At 46.6% G+C, this 24,107-nt stretch carries 18 protein-coding genes; 9 read left to right on the forward strand and 9 right to left on the reverse strand.

Annotated features, from left to right (window positions below; translation table 11 throughout):
- The first annotated feature begins 53 nt into the window (after window positions 1-53).
- From A3GK_RS0100645 to A3GK_RS0100680, 8 genes are read left to right on the forward strand one after another with little or no spacing between them, the layout of a single operon-like run.
- The gene (locus A3GK_RS0100645) at window positions 54-824 is read left to right on the forward strand and encodes a ParA family protein (RefSeq protein WP_018027597.1); all 771 of its coding nucleotides are present in this window, start codon (window positions 54-56) and stop codon (window positions 822-824) included.
- Window positions 821-1,732, forward strand: a complete 912-nt coding sequence (locus tag A3GK_RS0100650) for a ParB/RepB/Spo0J family partition protein (protein WP_018027598.1) — start codon at window positions 821-823, stop codon at window positions 1,730-1,732. Before A3GK_RS0100645 ends, A3GK_RS0100650 begins: the two co-directional genes overlap by 4 nt.
- A complete protein-coding gene (locus A3GK_RS0100655; RefSeq protein WP_018027599.1) occupies window positions 1,729-2,406 on the forward strand; it encodes a DUF5683 domain-containing protein in 678 nt (225 codons plus the stop codon). Before A3GK_RS0100650 ends, A3GK_RS0100655 begins: the two co-directional genes overlap by 4 nt.
- A 13-nt stretch (window positions 2,407-2,419) precedes the next feature.
- Entirely contained in the window at window positions 2,420-3,856 is a 1,437-nt protein-coding gene (locus A3GK_RS0100660; RefSeq protein ID WP_244860706.1) for a lytic transglycosylase domain-containing protein, read from the forward strand.
- A gap of 46 nt (window positions 3,857-3,902) precedes the next feature.
- The gene (locus A3GK_RS0100665) at window positions 3,903-5,033 is read left to right on the forward strand and encodes a DUF5074 domain-containing protein (RefSeq protein ID WP_018027601.1); all 1,131 of its coding nucleotides are present in this window, start codon (window positions 3,903-3,905) and stop codon (window positions 5,031-5,033) included.
- Window positions 5,030-7,003 (forward strand): TonB-dependent receptor plug domain-containing protein, encoded by a 1,974-nt coding sequence (locus A3GK_RS0100670; protein ID WP_018027602.1) that lies wholly within the window; start codon window positions 5,030-5,032, stop codon window positions 7,001-7,003. The genes A3GK_RS0100665 and A3GK_RS0100670 overlap by 4 nt, the downstream gene beginning before the upstream one ends.
- A 2-nt stretch (window positions 7,004-7,005) precedes the next feature.
- Window positions 7,006-8,493 carry a hypothetical protein gene (locus A3GK_RS0100675; protein WP_018027603.1) on the forward strand — a complete coding sequence of 496 codons (1,488 nt, stop codon included), beginning with the start codon at window positions 7,006-7,008 and terminating at the stop codon, window positions 8,491-8,493.
- 29 nt (window positions 8,494-8,522) lie between these two features.
- A complete protein-coding gene (locus A3GK_RS0100680; protein ID WP_018027604.1) occupies window positions 8,523-9,626 on the forward strand; it encodes a DUF5074 domain-containing protein in 1,104 nt (367 codons plus the stop codon).
- 86 nt (window positions 9,627-9,712) lie between these two features.
- On the opposite strand, the gene trxA is transcribed toward A3GK_RS0100680, so the two are convergent.
- From trxA to A3GK_RS0100710, 6 genes are all read right to left on the reverse strand, one after another.
- Window positions 9,713-10,027, reverse strand: coding sequence for a thioredoxin (gene trxA, locus A3GK_RS0100685; protein WP_018027605.1), 315 nt, complete (start codon window positions 10,025-10,027; stop codon window positions 9,713-9,715).
- A gap of 77 nt (window positions 10,028-10,104) precedes the next feature.
- On the reverse strand, window positions 10,105-13,737 hold the full coding sequence (gene dnaE, locus A3GK_RS0100690; protein ID WP_018027606.1) for a DNA polymerase III subunit alpha: 3,633 nt from the start codon (window positions 13,735-13,737) through the stop codon (window positions 10,105-10,107).
- A 5-nt stretch (window positions 13,738-13,742) separates the two neighbouring features.
- Entirely contained in the window at window positions 13,743-15,812 is a 2,070-nt protein-coding gene (ligA, locus tag A3GK_RS0100695) for an NAD-dependent DNA ligase LigA (RefSeq protein WP_018027607.1), read from the reverse strand.
- 42 nt (window positions 15,813-15,854) lie between these two features.
- Window positions 15,855-16,598 (reverse strand): SIMPL domain-containing protein, encoded by a 744-nt coding sequence (locus A3GK_RS0100700; protein WP_018027608.1) that lies wholly within the window; start codon window positions 16,596-16,598, stop codon window positions 15,855-15,857.
- Between the two features lie 333 nt (window positions 16,599-16,931).
- Window positions 16,932-17,405 (reverse strand): hypothetical protein, encoded by a 474-nt coding sequence (locus A3GK_RS0100705; RefSeq protein ID WP_018027609.1) that lies wholly within the window; start codon window positions 17,403-17,405, stop codon window positions 16,932-16,934.
- 100 nt (window positions 17,406-17,505) lie between these two features.
- On the reverse strand, window positions 17,506-19,695 hold the full coding sequence (locus A3GK_RS0100710; RefSeq protein WP_018027610.1) for a hypothetical protein: 2,190 nt from the start codon (window positions 19,693-19,695) through the stop codon (window positions 17,506-17,508).
- 1,323 nt (window positions 19,696-21,018) lie between these two features.
- Here A3GK_RS0100710 and A3GK_RS0100715 point away from each other — a divergent pair.
- The gene (locus A3GK_RS0100715; protein WP_018027611.1) at window positions 21,019-21,609 is read left to right on the forward strand and encodes a hypothetical protein; all 591 of its coding nucleotides are present in this window, start codon (window positions 21,019-21,021) and stop codon (window positions 21,607-21,609) included.
- 172 nt (window positions 21,610-21,781) lie between these two features.
- Here A3GK_RS0100715 and A3GK_RS0100720 read toward each other — a convergent pair whose 3' ends face one another.
- From A3GK_RS0100720 to A3GK_RS0100730, 3 genes are read right to left on the reverse strand one after another with little or no spacing between them, the layout of a single operon-like run.
- On the reverse strand, window positions 21,782-22,666 hold the full coding sequence (locus A3GK_RS0100720) for an NAD(+)/NADH kinase (protein WP_018027612.1): 885 nt from the start codon (window positions 22,664-22,666) through the stop codon (window positions 21,782-21,784).
- 14 nt (window positions 22,667-22,680) lie between these two features.
- Window positions 22,681-23,655 carry a ribonuclease Z gene (locus A3GK_RS0100725; RefSeq protein WP_244860707.1) on the reverse strand — a complete coding sequence of 325 codons (975 nt, stop codon included), beginning with the start codon at window positions 23,653-23,655 and terminating at the stop codon, window positions 22,681-22,683.
- Complete coding sequence (locus tag A3GK_RS0100730) at window positions 23,633-24,040, reverse strand: MerR family transcriptional regulator (RefSeq protein WP_018027614.1); 408 nt, start codon at window positions 24,038-24,040, stop codon at window positions 23,633-23,635. The genes A3GK_RS0100725 and A3GK_RS0100730 overlap by 23 nt, the downstream gene beginning before the upstream one ends.
- Between the last annotated feature and the right edge of the window lie 67 nt (window positions 24,041-24,107).

Below are 24,107 nucleotides of genomic sequence, written 5' to 3' on the forward strand. Positions count from 1 at the left end.
TAGATAATTGATTACCTTTGCTAGTGTGAAAAAGTGACTTCATAGAGCAATAGATGGGAAAGGTAATAGCAATATCCAATCAAAAGGGTGGCGTAGGTAAGACGACTACGACAATCAATCTCGCCGCATCACTAGTGGCCTTAGAGAAAAAGGTACTAATCATAGATGCTGACCCTCAGGCCAATGCAACAAGTGGCTTGGGAGCTACCCCTTTATCACCCAATAAGACGGTCTACAACTGCATGCTAGGCGAAGCCAATCCTCGTGAGTGTCTTGTGGAGACCTCCGTGGAAGGGCTCATGATACTTCCCTCTCATAGCGATCTCTCTGGGGCAGAAGTAGAGCTAGTCTCTGTCCCTGACCGTGAGTTCGTAATGCGTAAGATTACGGATCAGCTTCGAGACGATTATGACTTTATATTTATCGATTGTTCTCCAAGCTTAGGACTCATCACGGTATCGGTCTTGGCTGCAGCAGACTCTGTAATCATACCTGTACAGTGTGAATACTTTGCACTGGAGGGGATCAGCAAGCTATTGAGCACCTTGCAGGTAGTTAAGCGAAGAATCAATCCAAAGATAGATATTGAGGGCTTCCTTATGACCATGTATGATGCCCGTACTCGTCACTCCAATCAAGTGTACGAGGAGGTTAAGAAACACTTTAAGAGCTTAGTATTCTCCAGCGTCATACATCGTAACGTGAGACTCAGCGAAGCCCCTAGCTTCGGGCAGTCGGTGCTAGACTTTGATATAGACTCTCGTGGCAGTCAAAATTACCTTCAACTAGCTCGCGAGCTTCTGGAGAAGAACAAACAATTATGAGCAAAAACATCAATAAGAAAAATAGCCTTGGCAGGGGACTAGATGCTCTGATCACACCAACACTCAGTGATGTGGATGTGCAGGGCTCTTCCTCCTTTAATGAAATAAATCTTGAGGATATCATACCTAATCCCGAGCAACCGAGAGAGGAGTTTGACCCTGAAGCCCTCGAGGAGCTAGCACAGTCTATTAGGCACCTAGGTATTATTCAGCCAATCACCGTGCATGCACTCTCTGACAATATAGGGAAGTACCGTATCATCAGTGGAGAGCGCCGGTATAGAGCAGCTAAGATAGCTGGGCTCGAGCGCATCCCCGCCTATATCCGCACCGCCGAAGATGAGCAGATTATGGAAATGGCTCTGATTGAAAATATTCAGCGCCAAGACCTCAACGCCATCGAAGTAGCACTCGCCTTTAAGAAGCTGATCGAAGGCTACGACCTTACACAGGAAGAGCTGAGCAATAGAGTGGGCAAGAAGAGAGCCACTATTTCCAACTACATCCGGCTCTTAAAGCTCCCTGCAGAGATACAAATGGGCTTAAAGGATAACAAAGTCTCTATGGGGCATGCCCGTTCTCTTCTAGGCATCGACGACCCTGAGGTGCAACTAGCTTTCTACGAGCAAGTAATCGCAGACCACATCTCAGTACGTAGCCTAGAGCAAATGGTCAAGGACTACAATGAGCCAGAGGAAGAGATACCCAATAAACCACGCTCCTCCAACAACGGCAAAAGGAAACCCACTAATAGCGAAGAGGTAGAGCTACTCACCAATCGCTTCAGAAGTCTCTTTGGGACCAAGGTGACCATGACGCTCAGTGAGCAGGGCAAGGGGAAAATAAATATTCCATTTGACTCCAATGACCAGCTTGAGCATATTCTTGCACTGCTAGACCGACTATGAGGAGAGTTCAGCAAATCTCATTGCTAGCACTCTTTTGGCTGGCACTATCGCTATCGGCCAAAGCAGACCTTGTGCCAACTGATAGCATACCTCCCGACTCCGTCGTTCAAAGTGCCACTAGAGACAAGGTGGTAGAAGAGGTAGTGCCAAATAAAAAGAGTAAAGAGGTCAAGAGCTTTCAACCCAATTCCATAAAAGCCGTACTATTTAGCATCATTCCTGGTGGTGGACAAGTGTACAACCGAGTATATTGGAAACTCCCTATAGTAATTGGTGCCTATACGGCTTGCTACTATGCTATCTCTTGGAATAATAATAACCTCCTTGATTACGCAACTGCATTTAGGGACATCAAGAGCTCCACACCTATGGAGCATCAAAGTTGGAAAGACTTTATTCCCTACGGTGCAGACCCCAAGAGCTATGTCAATAATACAGGCTTTCACGAACAACTTAGGAGAGGTCGTGACTTCTATCGACGCAATCGCGATCTCAGCATCATCATTACTGTAGGTATCTATGCCCTATTTATGATTGATGCCTATGTCGATGCTGAGCTATATAGCTTCGATATTTCGCCCAACCTCACTCTTTCCTATGCCCCAGCCTATATCCCCTCCACCCCACAAACGCCCGACAGCGGGATAGGCGTGCAATTAGCACTTACATTCTAAGCATTTTAGACTTATGACGATGAATAGACTTCTTCTTACAGCTACCCTATTACTTGGCTTTTGCACTGCACTTTTCAGTCAAGAGCCCAATAATGGGGAGGAGGTAAACATAGAGGATCTTGGCCGACTTCCCGAAAGCTTTGAGATGAGCCTTGATTCACTATTCAATCGTAGATATAAAGAATATTACAATCTCTCCAAGAGAGATAAGCCCAATACCCAAAGTACTCGGACGCTAGATCAACTCTATCGCAGTCGTCTACACGCTATGGAGAGTGCCATTCCCCTCACATACAATCCCATAGTTCGCGAAGCCATTGAGCTCTATGTCAATAAGCGAAGTCGCCTGCTCAGCCTAATGCTTGCTAAGGCCACCTACTACTTCCCCATCATAGAGTCGGCCTTGGATAAGTATGGAATGCCTTTAGAGCTAAAATACCTCGCCATCGTAGAGAGTGCCCTCAACCCAACTGCTGTCAGTAGGGCTGGAGCCACAGGGCTTTGGCAGTTTATGCTCCCCACGGGCAAGGCTTACGGACTTCATATCGATAGCATGGTCGACGAACGATGCGACCCCTACAAGAGCTCCGAAGCAATGGCACGCTACTTTCAGGATATGTATGCTCTATACGGCGATTGGATGCTCTCCATTGCCGCCTATAATTGTGGTCCAGGGAATGTCAATAAAGCTATCCGCCGCTCAGGAGGTAAGACCGATTTCTGGCAGATTTATCAATACCTACCTCGTGAGACCCGATCATACGTGCCCTTTTTCATTGCTGCTTTCTATGCTATGGAGCACTACGATGAGCACGATATCCGACCCAATATAGTCAATGTCCCTCTCGCCACCGATACCGTACATATTAAATTCCGACTCAGCTTCGATGAGATACAGCAAGCCAGCGGAGTGGATATGAAGGTGATTGAGGATCTCAACCCAATGTATAAAAAGAGGATTATCCCCGGCAATAACGGCACACAGATACTTAGATTACCCACTGCCGATGCTACTGCTTTTAGTATACAAAAGGATCAGCTACTCGCCAAGAGACAGTTGGAGCAGAGTACCGCAGAGCTTAAGGAGTCTAGCAATGATACCGCTGCCCATGCGATCACCCATACCGTAAGGCGAGGTGAGACGCTCTCCAAGATAGCCTCTAAATACGGGGTCACCATCAACGATATCAAAGCATGGAATAACCTCTCTAGTAACAGCCTAAGGGTTGGGCAAAAGCTCTCCATCAACGGCTCCAAAGGTAGTAGCCAAAGAAGCTCCAAACAAAGTAGTGCTTCTCCAAAGGTCAGATATTATACGGTAAAGAAAGGTGACACCCTAAGCGGAATAGCTCAAAAGCATAAAGGAGCCACCGTACAAAAGATAAGGCGAGCCAATAACATTCGCGGAAATAACATACGGCCCGGTCAGCGATTGGTTATTCCTTATTAACTCCACTTATTAACCCCACTTGTCACGGCAAATATCAAAGACAATTATGTCTAAGTGCTATCGATTAATAGTATTGCTCATCTCGCTACTTGCATTGGCATGCGATAGAGTACCAGAACTACCTTCTATCCAGCTCTCAAAGGATAACCCACTCCAGTTTCTAGTGGTCAATGAAGGGCTTTTCACCACCAATACAGCAGCACTCTCCGCTGTCTATAAGGATGGTACCATTTACTGGGATGTCTTTGAGCCAATCAATCAGCGACCACTTGGCGATGTTGCCCAAAGCATCACCCTTATCAATGGCAAGCTTTTCGTAGCCATTAATAACAGTCGACGTATAGAAGTACTAGACCCCACCACCTTTAAGTCCGTTGCTTCTCTACGATATAGCCAAAGTGGCTCTCCACGTTACATCACTCCCCTAACCAATAATACGGCACTGGTTAGTGACCTGTACGGTCAGCTAGTGAAGATCAGCACCACCCCACCCTATGAGGTACTAGAATATATCTCACTCCCCACTGCAAGCTCGGGCATAGAGCAGATGGCTACAGTCAGAAACAAGGTATTCGGCGTCTACCTCAATCGGGGAATTGCCATTTTAGATGCCGAAAAGCTATGGATACCCAATATGCGACTTATTGATGGGCTAGATATTCCATGGGAACTTGGTGGCTGCCAATTGCTAGTTGACCATCACCAGAGAGTGTGGTGCACTAGCCTTCTGCCCAATGGGGTAAAGCTATCGGCTATCGACTCTCAGAGTGAAACGATCGTAGCTGAGGTGGTACTACCCTTTGATCGCTCAGAGCCTCAGGAGGGCGATATCATAGGCATGCCCAAAAACAATCGTGTAGATATAGACCCCACTGGGCAATATATCTATATCAATCTATACACTCTGTCAAAAGAGGGGCAACCTCTACAGACCTTATTCACCATTGACGTAGACAGTCACAAAGTCTCCAAATATCTCGAGCTTCCTGGAGTTAAGATGATGTATGGCATGAATGTCTCACCCGATGGAGATGTCTTTATCTGCGACTGCCTCGATTACTCAGCACAGCGTGGGTATATTCGTCAGTTTCCTAAAGATGGTGGTAAAGTACGAAGTTACAAGGTTGGTGTATACCCCAATCGCATATTCTTTCCACCGAAAGGAGGTTGGCAATGAAGCGAATTCTTAGCATCATACTTACCTTTTGTGCTGGCGCCATAGTCTCTTACGCACAAGAGCAGACCACCGTACTAGATACGCTATTTGTGGTCTCCAAATCCATTACCACCCGCTCCGAAGTTAATACAGGTGCTAAAATAGAGCAAATACCTATTGAGCTACTACAGATCAATAGCTCTAGAAATATGGCAGAGTTACTTGCCGAAAACACCTCTATCAGCGTCAAGAGCCAGGGGCTTGGAGCCAATGCGACCGCTTCCTTTCGTGGGGCCAGTGCAGCTCAGACAAGAGTTAATTGGAATGGGATCAATATCACCCCTGTGATGGCAGGGATATTCGACTTTTCCCAGATGCCAGTCTTCTTTGCCGACCAGGTAGCTCTCTATCACGGTGCCAACGATATCAAGAGTGGCACAGGAGCAGTGGGCGGAAGCGTCAACATCGATAACCTCCCCTATTGGGACGGAGCTTCTCACTTTGACCTTGGTGCCGAGTATGGCTCCTACAACACCTACACGGCTAAAGGGTATGCCCGATACGGCACCCGTCGCTTTTCTGGCAAAAGCAGAGCCTACTACCAGCACTCCGATAATGACTATCAATACATCAATAAAGTCTCAGGCCTTGATGCCTTCAAGGAACGTCGACAAGATGCAAGCTTCTCAATGCTCTCGGCTATGCAGGAACTACACTTCCGGCTAGGCGACCAAGCCTTTCTCTCATCGGCACTTTGGTATCAACGTGGCAATCGAATGCTACCACAGCCACTAGGTATTGAAACCACAGTTCACGAGCGTCAAGAGGAGCAAAACCTAAGAGCATACATAGGGTACAATGGTTACTTTGGAGCTAGTAAACTGGAGGGCAAAATAGCCTACATCCAGTATGGTATGAAGTATCATCGGTGGTTTGATAACAACTACTTTCCACCGACTAATAACCTCAATGGCTCACGCACTGTACACTCCAGCATTGACTTTAGCCATTCCTTTAGCCCAAAGTGGCTTTACAATACCACCCTCACCTACCGGCACGACCGTGCCAAAGCAGAGGATAGCAGAGAAGAGGATCCCATCGCAGGTGCCGCCAGAGATATGCTCGCATGGCACCACGCACTCCGCTATAAGCCTATAGAGTGGCTAATTACCGATGGTCGATTGATGATTGAGAGTATAGATTGGCGCCGCCCTGTCCTCACCTACTCCCTAGGAGCATCCGCTACGATACTCCCCGAGATGCTTCATCTACGCTCTTCCTTCTCCTACAACTACCGACAGCCCACTCTCAATGAATTGTACTGGCACCCGGGGGGCAATCCACACCTTCGTCCTGAAAAAGGATACACTTATGATGCCACTCTACTATTCAAGATCCACCCTTTCAAAGCCCCAATAGATTTCTCAGCTGAGGCAACCGGATACTTTATGGATATCGACGATTGGATTCTCTGGCTACCAGTAGACGAAACGGTGCGATCTGGTCAGAGCCACAATCAATGGCTTTGGCGACCACAAAATAAGAGAGACACGCGCTCTTACGGCACGGACCTGCTCCTCAAAGTAGCCTACACTGGCGAGAAGGTTCGAAGTTCTCTCTCTTGGAGTTACGCTTTTACCCGAGCCTTTACTCGCACCAAGCAACATAATGATGATGGTGCTCTCCTCCACCAACTTCCCTACGTGCCTCGCCAGAAGTGGAGCCTCCGCTTCACACTCGATTATGCACGCTGCTTTCTCAACCTACAGACCTCTTATGTCGGTGTACGATACATTACCACCGACCAAAGCTACTTTACCCGACCCTACAATGTATCCCACCTACTCCTCGGATATCATTATACCATCGGAAAGTACGCTATCACCCCGCAAATAAGGATAGACAACCTATTCAACACTTACTACGAATCAACCAAGTACTACCCAATGCCTAGACGCACAGTACTTGGCTCACTACAAATAAGGTTTTAACCATGAAGAAAACTATTATTTCCCTACTTGCCCTACTATCGCTGCTCCTAACAGCATGTAAGGGTGAAAAGTCTACCCCTGATACTGGAGAACTTCAATTAGAACTCTCCATGCCAGCAATGTTTTCCGGCCAAGAGATAAGCAAAAATTTAAGCTACTTCTGGCAAGAAGATGATCTAGTTACGCTAGAAATTCTCAGCGGTGGCAAAAGCATCACCCTCCACGAACTGACCCCCACCCGCCATTCCGATGGACTGAAAGCGACTCTTTCCATCACCCTACCTGAGGATATGCGTACCACACGACTAACCATTCGGGGGGAGGTGAAAAGAAAGGATGACCATTCGACCCCTACTCTACTAGCCTATCAAGCGCCACTACAAGATAATGACAAGAACCCCTCCTTCAATCTTCGCGAGAAGGGCATTAACCCACCAATCTATCTACCAGAGACGACTCTACACAGGTCATCAGGCAAACAATCCTTACAGCTCTCCACGCTTGGGCACTTCTCTATTATTGAGCTATCCAATCAGTCTGATCAACCACTTACGGCACCAAAGGAGCTGCAGCTCACTTCCGATACACCATGGCTATGGGAAGGTTCCACTTATGATTATGTAGAGGGCAAATTAAAAGGAGAAAAGAGTCTCTCTTCCCTACCACTCAGTTTCAACGTCCAAGAGCTGCAACCAAAGGAAAGCCAAAAGATCCTATTATGGCTTCCCGAGGTAAACAAAGATACCAAGGTACATATCAGTGCCACCGACATTGAGAGCAACGCCGTTCCTTTCAGCGACGAAATGGCCATTGGCCTTGAGACTGCGGATAAGATCTCACTTAGTACACAGCTTTTTAATTACGACCCAGCAAATAGCTCAGGTGGTGGAGATCCTTACTTCGCATTCAGAGACATCAAGTATTGGATTGGCACAGGTAGCAAAAAGGCAGCACTAATAATCGACTGGCACGATGGAAACCAACCCGAAGCACTTGTCTGGGGCTATCGTTTTGACGGCAAGAAGAGTGCAGGTGAAATGCTAGAGGAGATCGCTAATCAAGACCCTAGACTACTGATTGCCATCGGTGAAGGTATGAAAAGTGGCACTTGTTTATTTAGCATCGCTTATCGCCCTGTCATTGGTACTACACCCTATGAGATAAGATATCAAGAAAAGACACTCACGCTCAAGAGCCAAGGGGTACATATCGTGGACTTTGATCCAAAGAAGGACGATGCTGTGGACCATTTCACCATTAGCGACCCTACCGTCAGATGGCAGACAGGTTTTTACAAGATTGGTTATTGGTCTTACTTTCACAAAGAAAGACGTCTCAACCCATTTGGCTACTCCAGCACAGGTATTTGGAATACGCTACTAATAGATGGTAGCTGGCACGGAATATCCTGGAGCCCATTAAACAATGGTTCAATGAAGGGAGAACGACTCAGCAACACCTTTACAGCTGCTACTATACCAGATAAATAAGTATTCATTAATTTATAAACAACAGAACAATGAAAAGGCTTAATTTACTACTACTCACGCTACTAAGTAGCTTAGCGCTATTTAGCTGTATCTCCGATTCTGACAAGACTCCAGACTCACAAAAGAGCAAAAATGATGCTCGTGTATTTGTCCTCAACGAAGGAGTATACAATAAAGAGACTGGCTTCCTTGACGTCATTAATGCAGAAGGCGGCTACCAGTCTAAGGTTGATAAATCAAACCTAGGAGGCACAGCACAAGATCTCGCTTTCTTCAGTGATTATACCTACGTTATTGCCAAGGATCCAATAGAAGGAACGCACAAAGGTCGATTGGTTTCTCTAAAAACTGCTGATTATAGCATAGATAAGGATTACTCAGAACTCATCTCAGATCTAGAAAAGCCTTCACACATCGCCATTCTCGACCTACACAATATTTTTATTCGTGACGCAAAGGCGATCCATCGTCTAGACCTCGTGAATGGCAAACTCACCAAGGTAGAGGGCACTGACGGTGCTTCCGAGATGCAAATGGTAGCTCTAAACAATAGAGTAGTAGCCGCAGTAGACAAGAAACTAGTCTCTATCAATAGGAACGAAGATAAGGTTACCAAAGAGCTTACACTAGATGCTTCCATCAAGGGCATAGCACAAGCTTGCCGTAGAGATGTGTTTGTAGCAGCTCCTGCAGGTGAGAAGAGCACCATTTACAGAATCAACTCCGATGACCTCTCTATCATTAAGCAAAATGAAATTACAGGTGCAGAAGGTAAGGCAATGGGAAATAACTACTGGGGTAGGTCATCAGTGATTGTTGCAAAAGACGACATCATCTACTACGCCGGTGGTGGCTCAGTCATCTACCGTCACAACTTTGCTAAAAACGAAACAAAGGCAATGGTCGATGTAGCTAGCGAAGGCTTTTATCCTGAAGGAACTATCACCTACAATAGCCTAGGGGTACACCCACGCACAGGTCACGTCTACATCACTCGTATCAAAGATTGGAGTGAAAACGATGTGAATGCCATCCTTGAGCTAGATCTCTCTGGCGACACTGGTAAGCTCGTTAAGAAGTACGAAAATAAGGTAGCTTATCCTGCCGGTTTCTACTTCCCAGCTAACCGCTAATCAATAATATCGCCTTCGTGCGATAGTATCAATAAAAGGGTGCATACGCTTGTATGCACCCCTTTATTTGTCACAAAGCCGATAGCTTATAGGATCTTTTCAATAGACTGCTTCAAAGAGTCCTTGCTTTGGGCACCCACCTTACGGTCAACTACCTCGCCATCCTTAACAAAAAGGATTGTAGGAATATTGCGAACTCCGAACTGTGCTACCACATCGTTATTCTCATCCACATTCATCTTACCGATACGTACCTTATCACCGTACTCCTCAGCAAGATCATCAATGATAGGTGAAACCATACGACATGGACCACACCAAGGTGCCCAGAAGTCAATCACCATTGCACCACCTTTAGCAACCTCCTCTTGGAAGTTAGCGTCTGTAAAAGTTAAAGCCATAATACTTATCTCTATTAAAATTATACTGTTTATATTCTCTCTTCTACTATATTCAACACATCACTCGCCTAGATAGTTCATTTCAATTCAAAACTAACCCCACTCTCCTCATAAAGAGCCAGCTTATCTAGTAGCTCCGTAGAGACCGATACTCCTGAGAGCTGCGACGACTCTAGATTGACATAAACATCCTGAGTGCTATCAAAGATATAAAAACCTATGGACATAGGCCCCTTCGTCTCTCTACAATTATTCAGCGGAGGCATAATATCCTCATAAAACTGCTCAGTAATAGCCCATGTGGGGATAGTAATCTGCAGATCGCTCAGTAGTGAATCAGCCACCTCCTCCAGAAGTTGTATGCTATTGATCTTAAGGAAAGCACGGTCACCCGAGTAGCCCATCTCTGCCTCAGCACGCACCAAAATAAATAGTCCCTCACGGCCATACATAGAGTACTTAAGGTAGGAGTCACCAAAGAGAGCCAGCTCCCCTTCACCATTGTAGTCTTGTATCTTAATGAAGCCCGCCTTGGTATTCTTCTTGGTCATCATCTCACGGAACCCAGTCACAATGCCACCGAAGATCAGCTCCTTCCCCACATGATCCATCACGTCTCGTAGTTCTGACACTCCAATATTGCACTTATACTTCAGTGGAAGTGCATACTGGTCTAGTGGCGAGGCTGTGAGATAAAAGCCCAATAATTCCTTCTCCTTATTCAGGCGGTCCATATCATTCCACTGAGGAGCATGCTCCGAGAGCGTTGGCTTCGCCATCTCTTGAAAGAGGTCATCACCAAAGAGAGAGCCCATTGAGTGTGCCTTCTCCTCCTGAGTTCTATTGCCATAGTTGATCAACTTATCCAAGAAGGTCTCCTCTTTATTGCCCTCCATTTGATAGTAATCCTCACGAGTGAAAGTCTCGAAAGAGTCAAATGCGCCACTCAGCACTAATGCTTCAGAGACCTTCTTAGTGGTCGCTTTTCCTTCGACCCGAGCGAAAAAGTCATAGACATCGGCAAAAAGTCCATTCTCGCGCCGCTCCTCAATAATCTCACGAGCTGCCGAACTACTAAAGCCTTTAATAGCACCCAGTCCAAAGCGGATATGCCCAGCCTTATTCACCGAAAAGGCGAAGTTGGATTCGTTTACATCAGGATTGAAGACCTCTATTCCCATCTTCTTACTCTCATCGATATACTTCGTAATCTCCGTGATGTTATTGAGGTTTCGGCTCATCACACCTGCCATAAACTCTGCAGGATAATTAGCCTTGAGATAAGCCGTTTGATACGCCACCCAAGCATAGCAAGCAGCATGGCTCTTATTGAAGGCATACGAAGCGAACTTGAGCCAGTCGCCCCAAATCTTTTCTAGAATCTCCGCAGGGTGACCATTCTTCTGACCTCCCTCCATAAATAACTCCTTCAGCGAAGCCATCTGGTCAATCAGTTTCTTACCCATCGCCTTACGGAGAGAGTCCGACTGCCCTCTAGTAAAGTTGGCAATCTTACGGGAAAGTAGCATCACCTGCTCCTGATATACGGTGATACCATACGTCTCCTCAAGATACTCCTCCATCACAGAGAGGTCGTAAGTAATTGGTTCCCTACCATGCTTACGGGCAATAAAGGAGGGGATATTATCCATAGGGCCCGGTCGATAGAGTGCCACCATCGCAATCAAATCCTCAAACTTAGTAGGCTTCAGTTGCATCAGCGACTTCTGCATACCAGGAGACTCAAATTGGAATACAGCCGAAGTCTTTCCAGCGCTGAATAGTTCATAAGTCTTGGCATCATCCAGAGGGATTTTAGAGATATCTAGATCAATCCCGTGGCGAAGCTTAATATTATTGAGCGTCTCACGAATAATGGAGAGGGTCTTAAGACCCAAAAAGTCCATCTTGATCAAGCCGGTTGACTCAATCACACTCCCCTCATATTGTGTCACCAAAATGTCCTCACCAGTATCCTTATCAGTGGTCACAAAGGTCGGAACAACGTCCGAAATATCAGTCTGACCGATAATGATACCACAAGCATGCACCCCTGTATTACGCACGGTTCCCTCTAGCTGCCGTGCATATTCTATCACATCATGTTTGAGAGGATCACCTTCGTAATAGGCATCCCTAAACTCTGGTATCTGCTTCAGCGTATTATTGATATTGACCTTTCCTCCCTCAGGCATACGGTCAGGGATCATCTTTGCCAGAGCATTGGTCTCCGAAAGGGGCAATCCAAGTACACGACCAAGGTCTTTAATGGCCATCTTAGCTGCCATCGTACCATAGGTAACGATATGTGCCACACGCTCCTTACCATAATGCTCCGTCACCCACCTCAGGATATCTTGCCGACCGTCATCATCGAAGTCGATATCAATATCCGGCAATGAAATACGGTCAGGATTTAAGAAACGCTCAAAAAGCAGGTCATACTTCAGTGGATCCAAGTCGGTAATCCGCAGACAGTAGGAAACCAAAGAGCCTGCAGCAGAACCTCTTCCTGGCCCCACAGCCACGCCCAGTTTGCGAGCTTCGGCAATAAAGTCTTGCACAATCAAGAAATAGCCAGGGAAACCCATGTTCTTAATGGTAGAGAGCTCAAAGTCTAGTCGCTCCGTTACCTCAGCACTCAGCTCCTCACCAAACCTTTTATGAGCCCCTTCATAGGCTAGATGGCGGAGGTAGTCATCATCATTCTCAAACTCAGTTGGGATCTCAAAGTGTGGCATCAGAGGTTTATTCTCAATAGAATAGGTCTCAACCTTATCAAAGATCTCCATGGTATTGGCTATCGCCTCAGGGATATCGGCAAATAGCTCCACCATCTGCTCCGTACTCTTGAGCCACTCCTGCTTAGTATAGGTCAGACGGTTAGGATCCTCGTAGTTCTTTGCCATGCTCACGCAGATCAGTCTATCGTGCGCCTCCCCATCCTCCTCTCGTACAAAGTGGACATCATTAGTGGCTACCAGCTTTACACCCGTCTCCTTAGAGAGTTGCACCAACACCTCGTTCACCTTCACTTGATGAGCGTAGGTCTCCTGATTTCCCCTTGGCTTATCGGTCTTGTGTCGCTGCAACTCCAGATAATAGTCCTCCCCAAAGACCTCCTTATGCCATAGCACCGCCTGCTTAGCCTCTTCCAGCCGACCATTCATGATCAGCTGCGGAATCTCTCCACCGAGACAAGCACTCAGCACAATCAATCCATCATGATACTCCTCCAGCAGCTCTTTATCAATCCTAGGACGACCATAAAAGCCTTCGGACGAAGACCTCGAAACCATCTTAATGAGGTTCTTGTACCCCTGCATATTCTTCGCCAAAACAATCAGGTGATAGCCACTCAAGTCCTGCTTCCCCTTCTTGCTCAGGCGTCCGTTCCTTGCCACATAGCACTCACAGCCAATGATCGGCTTAAAGTTCCAATCCTCCCACCCCTTTATCTCCTCAAGGATCTTAGGTTTATCCTCCTCCGAAGCCCCTTCGAGCTTTTTCGTAAGATCCTTGATCTTTTTCTTCTTCATCGATTTAGGGGCGTCCCAAAAAGACTTAATCCCCAGCATTACCCCGTGATCTGTAAGGGCAATCCCTGGCTGTCCATTCTTCTTGGCCTGCTCCAGCAACCCCTCTATTGACGACTGTCCATCCAGTACAGAGTAGTAAGAGTGGACATGTAAGTGTACAAAGTTCTGCATCTATATTACCTCCCCTTCAATTCATCATACTTAGCGAAAAACTGCTCTTCGCTCATCATCTCAATTCCTAGCTTCTCAGCCTTCTCCCTCTTACTTGGCCCCATATTCTCCCCAGCGATCACCAGCGACGTCTTTCCGCTAATACTCGATACATTCTTACCTCCATTCGCCACAATCAGCTCCTTCAGTTCGTCACGTGTAATGGTATGGAAAATGCCACTCACCACAATGCTCATCCCCTCCAGTAGCGAACCCTTTGGCTTAGGAGCAGTATCTTCCGTAAACCGCAATTGTAGCCCCACCCTCTCTAGTCGCTCCAAAGTCTCCACATTGTGGCTCTCCACAAAATACCTCAGGATATTCTCCGCAATTACAGGACCAATATCCTCTAGCTCCAAAAGCTCCTCACGACTTGCCGACCGCAGAGCCTCCAGTGACCGAAAGTGATCGGCCAAATGTGCTGCCACCGTACTCCCTACCTGACGAATGCCAAGGCCGAAAAGCACCCGATCGAAGGGGGTCGCCTTAGAGGCCTCAATACTCTTGAGTAGATTGGTCGCCTTCTGGTCCTTAAAGCTAGGCAACCTCAAAAGCTCCCCCTCAGTAAGGTCATACAGATCTGCCACACTCCTCACCCCCAGCAAAGTGCAGAGCAGGTGAATGGTCTTAGGACCGATATTGATATCCATCGCCTTACGGCTACAGAAATGCTCTATCTTACCCTCGATCTGAGCCGGACAGCCCCACTCATTGGGGCAAAAAGTGGCACTCAACCCCTCCTCACGCTCCAGTGGAGTTCCGCAATCCGGACAAACCTTAGGCATCGTCACCGCAGCACCCGTCTTCTCATCCCTAAGGTCGTACCTCACCGAGGTGATTTTCGGGATAATCTCACCCCCCTTCTCCACCATCACCAAGTCCCCGATGTGCAGATCCAGTTCACTAATGATATCTGCATTATGGAGCGTAGCCCTCGAAACAGTAGTCCCAGAGAGCTCTATCGGCTCCAGATTCGCCACAGGAGTCATCACCCCCGTCCGTGCCACCTGATAGCTGACCGACTCTAGTCGCGTCAACGCCTTCTCTGCCGAAAACTTATAGGCCATCGCCCAGCGGGGCGACTTCGCCGTGGTGCCCAAAAGAGCGTGCAACGCATAGCTATCCACCTTCACCACTACTCCATCAGTTGCCACTGGTAGTTGATGCCTATGGGTATCCCAATAGTCCAGATAGGCCTTCAGACCTTCTAGCGAATCGCATACCTGGCTATGCTCATCCACAGGGAGCCCCAGCTGCCTCATCAGCGCCAAGCGGTCGTGATGCAGGTCTGGCAACCACTGCTCATCATCACTCAGTAGGTAATAAAAGAAAGCGGTCGGCCGACGACTACGGATCACCGCCTCCACATGCTCCTTCGTCTTAATGGTTCCCGCCACTGCATTTCGAGGGTTAGCAAATGGAGGAAGCTCCTCCTCTTCACGCTCCTTATTGATTCTCTGAAATTCCGCCCAAGGGAGTAAGATCTCTCCACGCACCTCCACATAGCTAGGTAGATGATCGCCCGCAAGCCTTTTCGGCACACACTCCATCGCTTGGATAGCCCTCGTCACATCTTCGCCTACTGTGCCATCACCTCGCGTTAAAGCCCGGCTCAAGACTCCCCCTTCATAGATAATAGAGATAGAGGTACCATCGAACTTCAGCTCCGCCACCAAGTCAGCATCCTTCCCCGCCAATTGATGAACCCGCCGGTAGAAGTCCAGCGTATCCTCCCACGAGTAACTATTGGCAAGCGAAAGCATCGGGTAGCGATGCTTAAACGTAGACCCCTCAGACTGGCTCACCCTCCCCAGCTTGCCCTCCTTCCAAAATTCACTGCCCACCCGCTGTGTGGGCGAATCGGGAGTCACACGGTCGGGATACTGCTCCTCCAGCGCCTCCAACTCCTTCATCAAGAGGTCAAACTCCTGGTCACTAATGGTAGGAGCATTCAGCACATAGTACTCCTGCTCATACCGCTCCAGAAGCTTCCGAAGCTCTTCTATCCGATCATAATCTGCCTGAAATAAATCCATAGATGCTTATGTAGAGGGATCTGAGATATTTATGGGTTTTCTTTACTTCACTAGATACTCCGCAGTGACCGTGATGCTCACCGTTTTCTCCTTACTAGAGGTATTGAAGTTGCCACCCCACGAATAATCCTCATTAGAGTGCTTCCCTATTATCTGGAAAGTCCCTAGGCTCGCTTTCCGAAGCCCTCCCAGGCGTGCCTTGCTCTCATCGGCAATCTGCTTTGCCCTCATACGAGCATCTTCAGAGGCGGCCGCCACCATCTGTAGCTTCAGGTCGGCCAACTTAGTGTAGTAATAACGAGGATCCTCAGAGTTGGCAGTCACATCCTGGGCAATCAGCTCACCCACCTCACGCACCACATTCTCTATCTCATCCACTCTCTGGCTAGTCACCGTAGCAGTTTGCTGTACGATAAAGCCATTCTTAATCTCAATATACCGCTCCTGCTTAGGATCGTAGTAGCCGGTGATATCCTCCCGATAAGAGACGGGTCCAAAGACCACCTCACTCTCCTGCACCTTACGAGTGGTGAGAAAGTTAGCAAGTATCTTTTGCTGACGCTCCACATCCTTCAGCCCCTCCAATGGAGTAGACGAATGGCTCTGGATCGTTACATTCCACACCACCAAGTCACTGACAAAGTCTTGCTCTGCCCCACCCTTCACACTGAGTGTCTTAGGCCCATCATTACGATGCACAAGAGCATGTCCTCCAATCGCTACAGCCACGATAATCGCCACTGCTATAGCCAACGTCCCGATCAATTTTGCCTTTCCCTGTTCCATACGTTTCCAACTCTAATTAAATGGTTACTGGATAGAATTACCTTTCGTGCAAGATACCAAAAACTACCGCCACCACAAAGCCCCCACCAAAGTTTTTCCACACAAAAAAAGCCCTCCCACCCAATCACCAAAGCGAACTCACTGACGTACAGCCAACCAAGTAACTAAACAAAGAATCACAATAAAAAGCAAAGCGATGAACACCACAAAAGATGCTCATCGCTTCACTCCCAAACTTCCTTGCACACCCTAGCTAAACAATAGGAAAAGGACTTAACTAACTAATGAGATATAAGGTGCTAGTTAACTTCACTATTTAATTTCGTACAATTACTATAACCTCTTTAAGTCTAAAACTGCCGTATCTAAGAGTCCAAGCATATTGTTTAGATTACTAATCTCTAGCTGCCCATAATTGCTATCAACGACTTTCATTGAATTAATGATCTTGAATCGCGTAGAATTAACCTCATCCTGCATCTTCCTCATCTCTTCCATTTTCTTTTTTAGAGCATTCTTCTTCCAATAGGACATCACTAATGGAGCTATTACATAGCTTATAGTCGGGAATAAGACTTCAGTACCCCTAATAACTATATTCTTAACCTCCTTCTTACCGATAAAGGGAAGTCTTAATTGACCAATTATGATGGGTCCTACTATGGCTGATCGTCCTGAAATAAAGGCACCTACAGCAGGACCGACATTGATTTCTTTAGCGATAACCTCTAGTGAGGTTTTTGGGTTGGAAACAACCATATCTGCCAATAGGCATAATTCCTTCACTTGTTCTTGAACATTCTGCATATCATCTGTACTTCTTAATTATGACTCAAAATAGTATCGCTCGACTATGTGTAGACCAAAACTACAACAAATTGTCAAGCACCATTCCACTAAACAATGATTAATTTTGTTTGAGGCATTTTGATTGGAGCTTTAACGCTCTCTCCTGATCAATCTCCAACACTTGTGCTAGTCTTACAAGAAGTCTATCACTTCCTTCTGCAATGGCACCATCAACGATATATTCCGAGACTGCCTTCATATATTCCTTTTCATTTTCTGTGTAAGGGTCGGAATATTCTGCAATCAATGCATCAGTCACCTCTTTGGAGAGACCAAGCTTACTGCGAACCTGCTCAAGAAAAACTTTATGAAGAGGAGTAATGGTTCCACCTTCTTCTATAGCGAACTTAATCTCATCAATAAAAGCTTTTTCAGTATCGGAATACTCCTCGGTCTCAATAATAGGTACTTCCACCTCAGGATCTTCTCTCTTGACCTTTTGCAATTGGTCAACAGACTTGAAACTCACAGATATAACGAGTTCTTTCTCTTCAACATTACTAAACGTCTGCTCAACATTCCGCTCAAATGAAGCATCCACCTTACATATTAAATTTTTGAACGATGCTTTTAACTGCAGGTTATGTGAGGCACTCGTATTAGAGGACTCATAAGATGAAATACTCTCCGTATAGCTAAGTAAATTTTCCCCATTCGTGCGCTGACGCACGAGGATTTTCCAATCCTCATTATTTTTCAGCCACACTAAGTCATTAGGGACATAGGGGTAATTTGTTGGATCAAATGTATAGGTAATCTTATGCTCACCTTTTTCTGTTGAGGCATTTTTCTTCTCAAGAGTTTCATCAAATGAACCATTAACACTGACAGCCTTCACACCGACCTCTGCTCCGATCTTATTCATGATATTCGATTGGCTGGCAGAGCTACTTCCTTTAGTCATCTTAAACTTAATTTCTGTAGCGCCAAGACATTGGCAGAGATAGCAGAACTCTTTCACCTTTTCAATAAATAATACATCATATGCTGTTTCAAAAGGAAGATACACATCAGGTCTAACGGGATGAGCAAAATATAACGTATTCGCTATTGGGTGACCAATAGGGAGTTGAATGCTAGGCGGATAATCTCTAACAGTGCAAACAAGAGGTATATTCCCCTCCTCATCAACCATACCAGCAAGTTCGGATTGGTCCTTTACAACCAACATTACACTTCTTTCATCAAAGTCTACCGCATCAGCAAATGACATATACTCCTCTGCACCTGATTCTTCATTTTTTAATGCCACTCTAAATGACCAAGCATTATTTAGTATTTCTTTTCCATCTTTAATGAGGTCCTCATCTTCACTTTCTAGAATATAGAAGAGAAATCTCCTAGCCTCAACAAATGTAAAATTCAAATCCAAGTTATTAGAAACATTGATAAAACTAAATACCAATAAATATGCAACTCTACCTCTCAGCCACAAACCATCAATTAACCCATCATCCTTTTTCCTTCTTTCACTCTCAAATTCGCCAAGAATATCCTTACAAAGAGTAATTGCCTCTTTCAATAGCCCATCTCTTTCTTTACATTGCTCACTATCAGGATTATCATCATCACAATCCAACTGCATACCCTCATAAAAGTAGCATTGAGCATAACGATATTTGCAAACAAGTCTGAAAAAAGTATCTTCTGAACTTTCCATTGTTGATTGCAATAAGGTTCTTGCTTCCTCAAACTTATCATCATCTATCATCTGGGAAACTACAGTTAAAGGATTCTCACTATTGGCAATTTCTACAATCCCATTTAGTGCCTCACAAAATAACTCTCCATATCCCAGAGCATCAAATTTTTCTTTATCAATATAATTTGAACCCCAATAAGCAAACACATTACGATCAAAAACATTCCCATTACGCAAATGGAGATATAAAGTTCTATCTTTGTAAGTAAATTGCTCAATCCGACTCCACTCAACTGCGATCATATCTTCTTTATTTTGACAGTCATCATCTTTAAAGATTAGCTGCTTGTCAGTAAGCAAATCCCCTGATAATTGTTTAGAAGAACGCAGTAATGGTATTATAGAATTGTATCCTTTAACTTGGAATATACTACTGTACATAAGAATTTCCTCATCATAAGACAAGTAAAAATCTCGTCTCAATCGATGAGCAATGTCATCAGGGATGTCAATAAGAAATGTGAACTTTCTATCGACAAAATCATAAAGACCTGGTACAACATCACGACCTAGTTTTGACACGAACGATTGATAAATTTTGCTCATATTATTTACTTATTAATGATAGTATACAAATTGTTAGTTAGTGGGTGGTTAATTTCACCGCTGTGGCGGGTGCCAGAAATGTATTATTGAAAGCGTTTGGCTCGCTTTGTGATATGTCAATAGTTGACTCATTTGGATTGTTGGTTCTGTTGCTTTCCTTTTTCATAGAGGTCACGATCAGCCCATATCTTCTTATATATACTTTTGTTGAAATAATCCAAAAGGGACCATGGTAACGTATGATAGCTACCACAGTGGGGGCACTTTAATGGACAAGATAAGGCTGTTGCCATGTACTCAATGCGTGGACCTCTAAATCTGTGCTTACACTCATCACATTTAAATGTTATGTTCCCCGAAATCATAGTGCTACTACTCTTAATGTGTTTATTCTTTTGGGGCAAATATAGCACTAGATACTGCGACATCTCTGCAGTATCTCAAACAATTTCTCACTCTAATAGTAAAAAAATAGGGTTACCCCATTAATTTAACATTTGAGAGGTAGATATAGTCATCCGAATGAGAGGAGAGGGCGGTGTCTACCATGGTGGCTCACGGTTATCAGGGGGCGTCAGCAGGCATCCGATTATACCTCACGGGGCACTCCACTAGCCCGTTCTTCAAGCTAGTAATTAAGATGCAAAATTTGAATAAAATAGGGGCTTCAAGACCTCCTTCGTAATCAATTGGAATTCAATACCATACGAAGGCGTTTGCCGAGATGCAACTAAGCGATCGGCGAGATGCAACTCGGCAAATGCTTAGTTGCATCTCGCCGATTGCTTAGTTGCATCTCCACTTTTGACCTGCTCGTAGCGGAAAATGTGCGGGCTGTTTATTGAGAAGAAAACACCTCAAGGGGAGGGGGATTGCAAGAGTCTATTTATCAATGATTGATGGAAAACCCCGAAGAGGGATTCATGGTGTATTAACCCAAGCTTCCCCCTGAAGGGGAGCGTTAGCGAGCCCGAAGGTGAAGCTTGGGTAGGGAAAGGACTATAAATAAGCTACCCCAAAGGGGTTGCATATACACCATCGCTTATGGATGTAAAAGTGCAACCCCTTCGGGGTAGTTGATGATGCCTTGCCCCTCTCCCCAACCTTCTCCTCCTCTAGGTACGCTTCGCCTACCTACGGAGGGGGAAGGCTGGGTTAATAGACCATGGAAGCCCTTCGGGCTTCTGCTATTCCTGCTTGAGGAGCTGAAAACCATACGGTGTGAACTTTCTAATGCGTAAACCCCTGTAGGTATTGCGAATAGCACTCACGGATTACGATAATTTCAGTATCTTTGCTACAGATTTTCAATACTTTAATACCATGTCAAAGCATAGGGGACTTTTGATTTCAGGGGGTGTGGCATTACTTGCCTTGGGAGGGGTTTGGCTCTATACCAAGTATGGAGATAGAGGTGCAAGCGACAAAGAGATCGTCACTACTACGGAGCGGGTAGTACGGCCAGTGGATTCGCTTTCTTCCAGTCTCTCTGTAGACGAAGCGGAGGAGCTGATCGCCGAAGCCAATAATGAGGTGCCTCTCTACGATCTTTACAAGGATTATTATACCAATAATATGATTTTTGAAGATGCCGAAGCACCTTTTAATCAAGGCAGTGAACCGCTATCTCAATTTATAGACCGATTTAGAGAGGATGCCACTTTTCAGCGTGCTAGGACTTCTCTTGGCGAGGGGTCAAGTACTCCAGACTTTGGGAAGCTACAGATTGCGATTGCCCCTCCCGATAGCACTTACTTCTTTGCTGCTTGGCGGGAATTAGCCCCAAATGAAGCTGCCTTTTGCAAAGGGTATCTAGGGTCGGAGATGATTGAGGAGTATCTATTTGGCAGAATGGATAGCCAATCACCATGGATGCTGATTGATTATTTCCGTGCCGATGACGCTATTTTCTGATGGGGTGGTTGTCCCCGCTATAGGTTGTGCGACCACAAGGGTCGATTGATATTATCGCACTATTTTACCCGCCGGTCGTTCGGGGGCTTCTGCCCCCTCCGATGCGGGGGCTATCTGAATGGCACCCTGTCGGGTGCGTTTATGGAACCTCTTCAATCGGGGGACGCGAGGATTAAAGGCGAGGGTCTTGACCCCACATGAGCTTTTGGCGTAAGGTTTGGTAGAAGGAGTAGTGCTGTGAGTGGAGCACCTTGAGTCGCTTTTCCGACCGACGGATATGCACCGTGGCTCCGATGGATTCGGGGTGACTTTTGCCATCGATAGCGAGGAGGAAGGCACCGCTTCGGCTATCTATATGGAGCTCTATCTCGACGCTATTGGGGAGCACGATGGGTCGCATATTGAGGGTATGCGGAGCAATGGAGCATATCTGCACCACTGGGCTATGTGGGTGGACGACGGGGCCATTGACACTGAGGGCATAGGCGGTGGAGCCAGTGGGGGTGGAGATGAGTTGACCGTCGCCATCGGTATTGGCAATCAATTCGCCATTGATATAGGTGGCGACTGAAATCATACTGGCGGTATCGCGTTTCATCACCGCCACCTCGTTGAGAGTGAGGGCGCGGAAAGTCTCCCTACCCTCTGGGTCGGTGACGAAGCACTCCAGCAGGTCGCGCTCTTCCGAAAGGGCGGTGCCCTCCTCTAGCTCCTTCCAGAAGTGGGGAAAGTCCTCCGGCTGTAGACTTGCTAGGAAGCCGAGATGACCTGAATTGATGCCGATAATGCCTGCCTTGGTGCCGGCGATCAACTTGGCAGTGCGTAGGAAGGTACCATCACCGCCCACACTTATCAGCAGGTCGGTATCCACCACTCCTCTAGGAGTGCAGATAGAGATACCCCCAAGTGAAAATCCTTCGGAGAGGAGATAGGTGTAGAGGCGCTGCTCGATCTGCAGAGAATGCTCAGGGTGGAGCGCAAGGATCGTCTTGATGAGTTGTCGGAAAGTCTCTGGATCGCTCTTTTGATGGACAGAGCCACAAAGTAGGATTTTCATAGGGGGGCAATGGATTATAGTGTTCGTAATTTCTGAAAGTCGATGGTGAGCCCTTCCTCAGCTGCCAAAGTAGATGGGAAGATAGCTTGAGTTTCCCTGAGCAACTCTTGTACTAGAGCTGGGGCGGCATACCGAGCACTGTAATGCCCAATGAGGAGGTGCCCCACCTCGGCCTGCTGGGCAATGGTAGCGGCATCGGTGGTGGTACTATGGAGGGTTTCGGCTGCCCGCTCGGTCATCTTGGCACCTAAGGTAGCTTCGTGGTATAGCAGATCCACCCCCTTGATGGTCTCCACAATGGGAGGGAAGTAGGCGGTATCGCTACAATAGGCAAAGCTATAGGGTGCTCGGGGCGCCTTGGTCACCTTGTGATTGGGTATCACGGTACCATCTTCCCGCTGGAAGTCGGCTCCCTGCTTGAGGAGTCCGAAGTAGGCGATGGGTATTTGGTAGAAGTCGCACATCTCCCGATCAATGTGCCGTTGCTTTGGTTTTTCATCAAAACGGTAGCCGATGCAGGGCACCCGATGCTTGAGGGGAAAGGAGGTGACCACTAGCGAATGATCCTCATAGACCGTTTGCACCTGCCGATGATCGATCTGGTGAGGAATGATTCGCTCGGCATCGTCGCGACAAAAGGTCTCCACGATAAAGCGGACATAAGCCTCAATCCCTTCGGGCCCATAGATATGCACAGGGTGGTCGAGACCACTCAAAGACATACTGCTGAGCAATCCGGGCAAACCTAGACAGTGATCGCCGTGTAGGTGGGTGATGAATATGCGGTGAAGATTGGCCCACGAGCCACCGAAGCGGAGCAACTGCATCTGAGTGCCTTCACCACAATCAATCATATAGACTTTTTCCCGCAGACGCAATAGCTGTGAGCTATGTTGCTGTCCAGGCTTGGGGAGTGCCGAGCCACAGCCCAGCACCTTTAGGTACATTCCATCGCCGTAATTGGCATCATTCATTACTGCTGTTTGCATTATTCAATTGTTGGTCTACCACCCTCTTTAGCTCTAGCACTTTTGCTCTCACCTCCCATAGTTTCTCACGGATCTGAAGGTCGGTATCTACCGCACCTCCACTCTGCAGCTGCTCCGCAACCGCCTGTAGTGAGAGCCCTTTATCAATCAATAGGTAGCGAATCCGCTCCACCAGCTTCAGGTCGTCCTGAGTATAGAGACGAGTACCCGACGATGCCGCCCGCTTAGGTGCCAAGGGCGTGTGTCGCTCCCAATACCTCAGCTGCGTTTCATCTACCTTAAAGAGCCTTGCCACCTCGCCTATGGTATAATAGGGTTTCTCCTGAGGGCTGGCTTGAGGGTTTTCAAACCTCCAGTGGGTGTTATTCTTCCTTTTCTTTGGCATAGAAAAAAATAAGTAGAGACGTAACAATATCCATTACGTCTCTACTTTTTTCATCTCAAAAATAAAA

It is taken from the genome of Porphyromonas somerae DSM 23386 (genome assembly GCF_000372405.1).
In the GTDB taxonomy this organism is placed as follows: domain Bacteria; phylum Bacteroidota; class Bacteroidia; order Bacteroidales; family Porphyromonadaceae; genus Porphyromonas_A; species Porphyromonas_A somerae.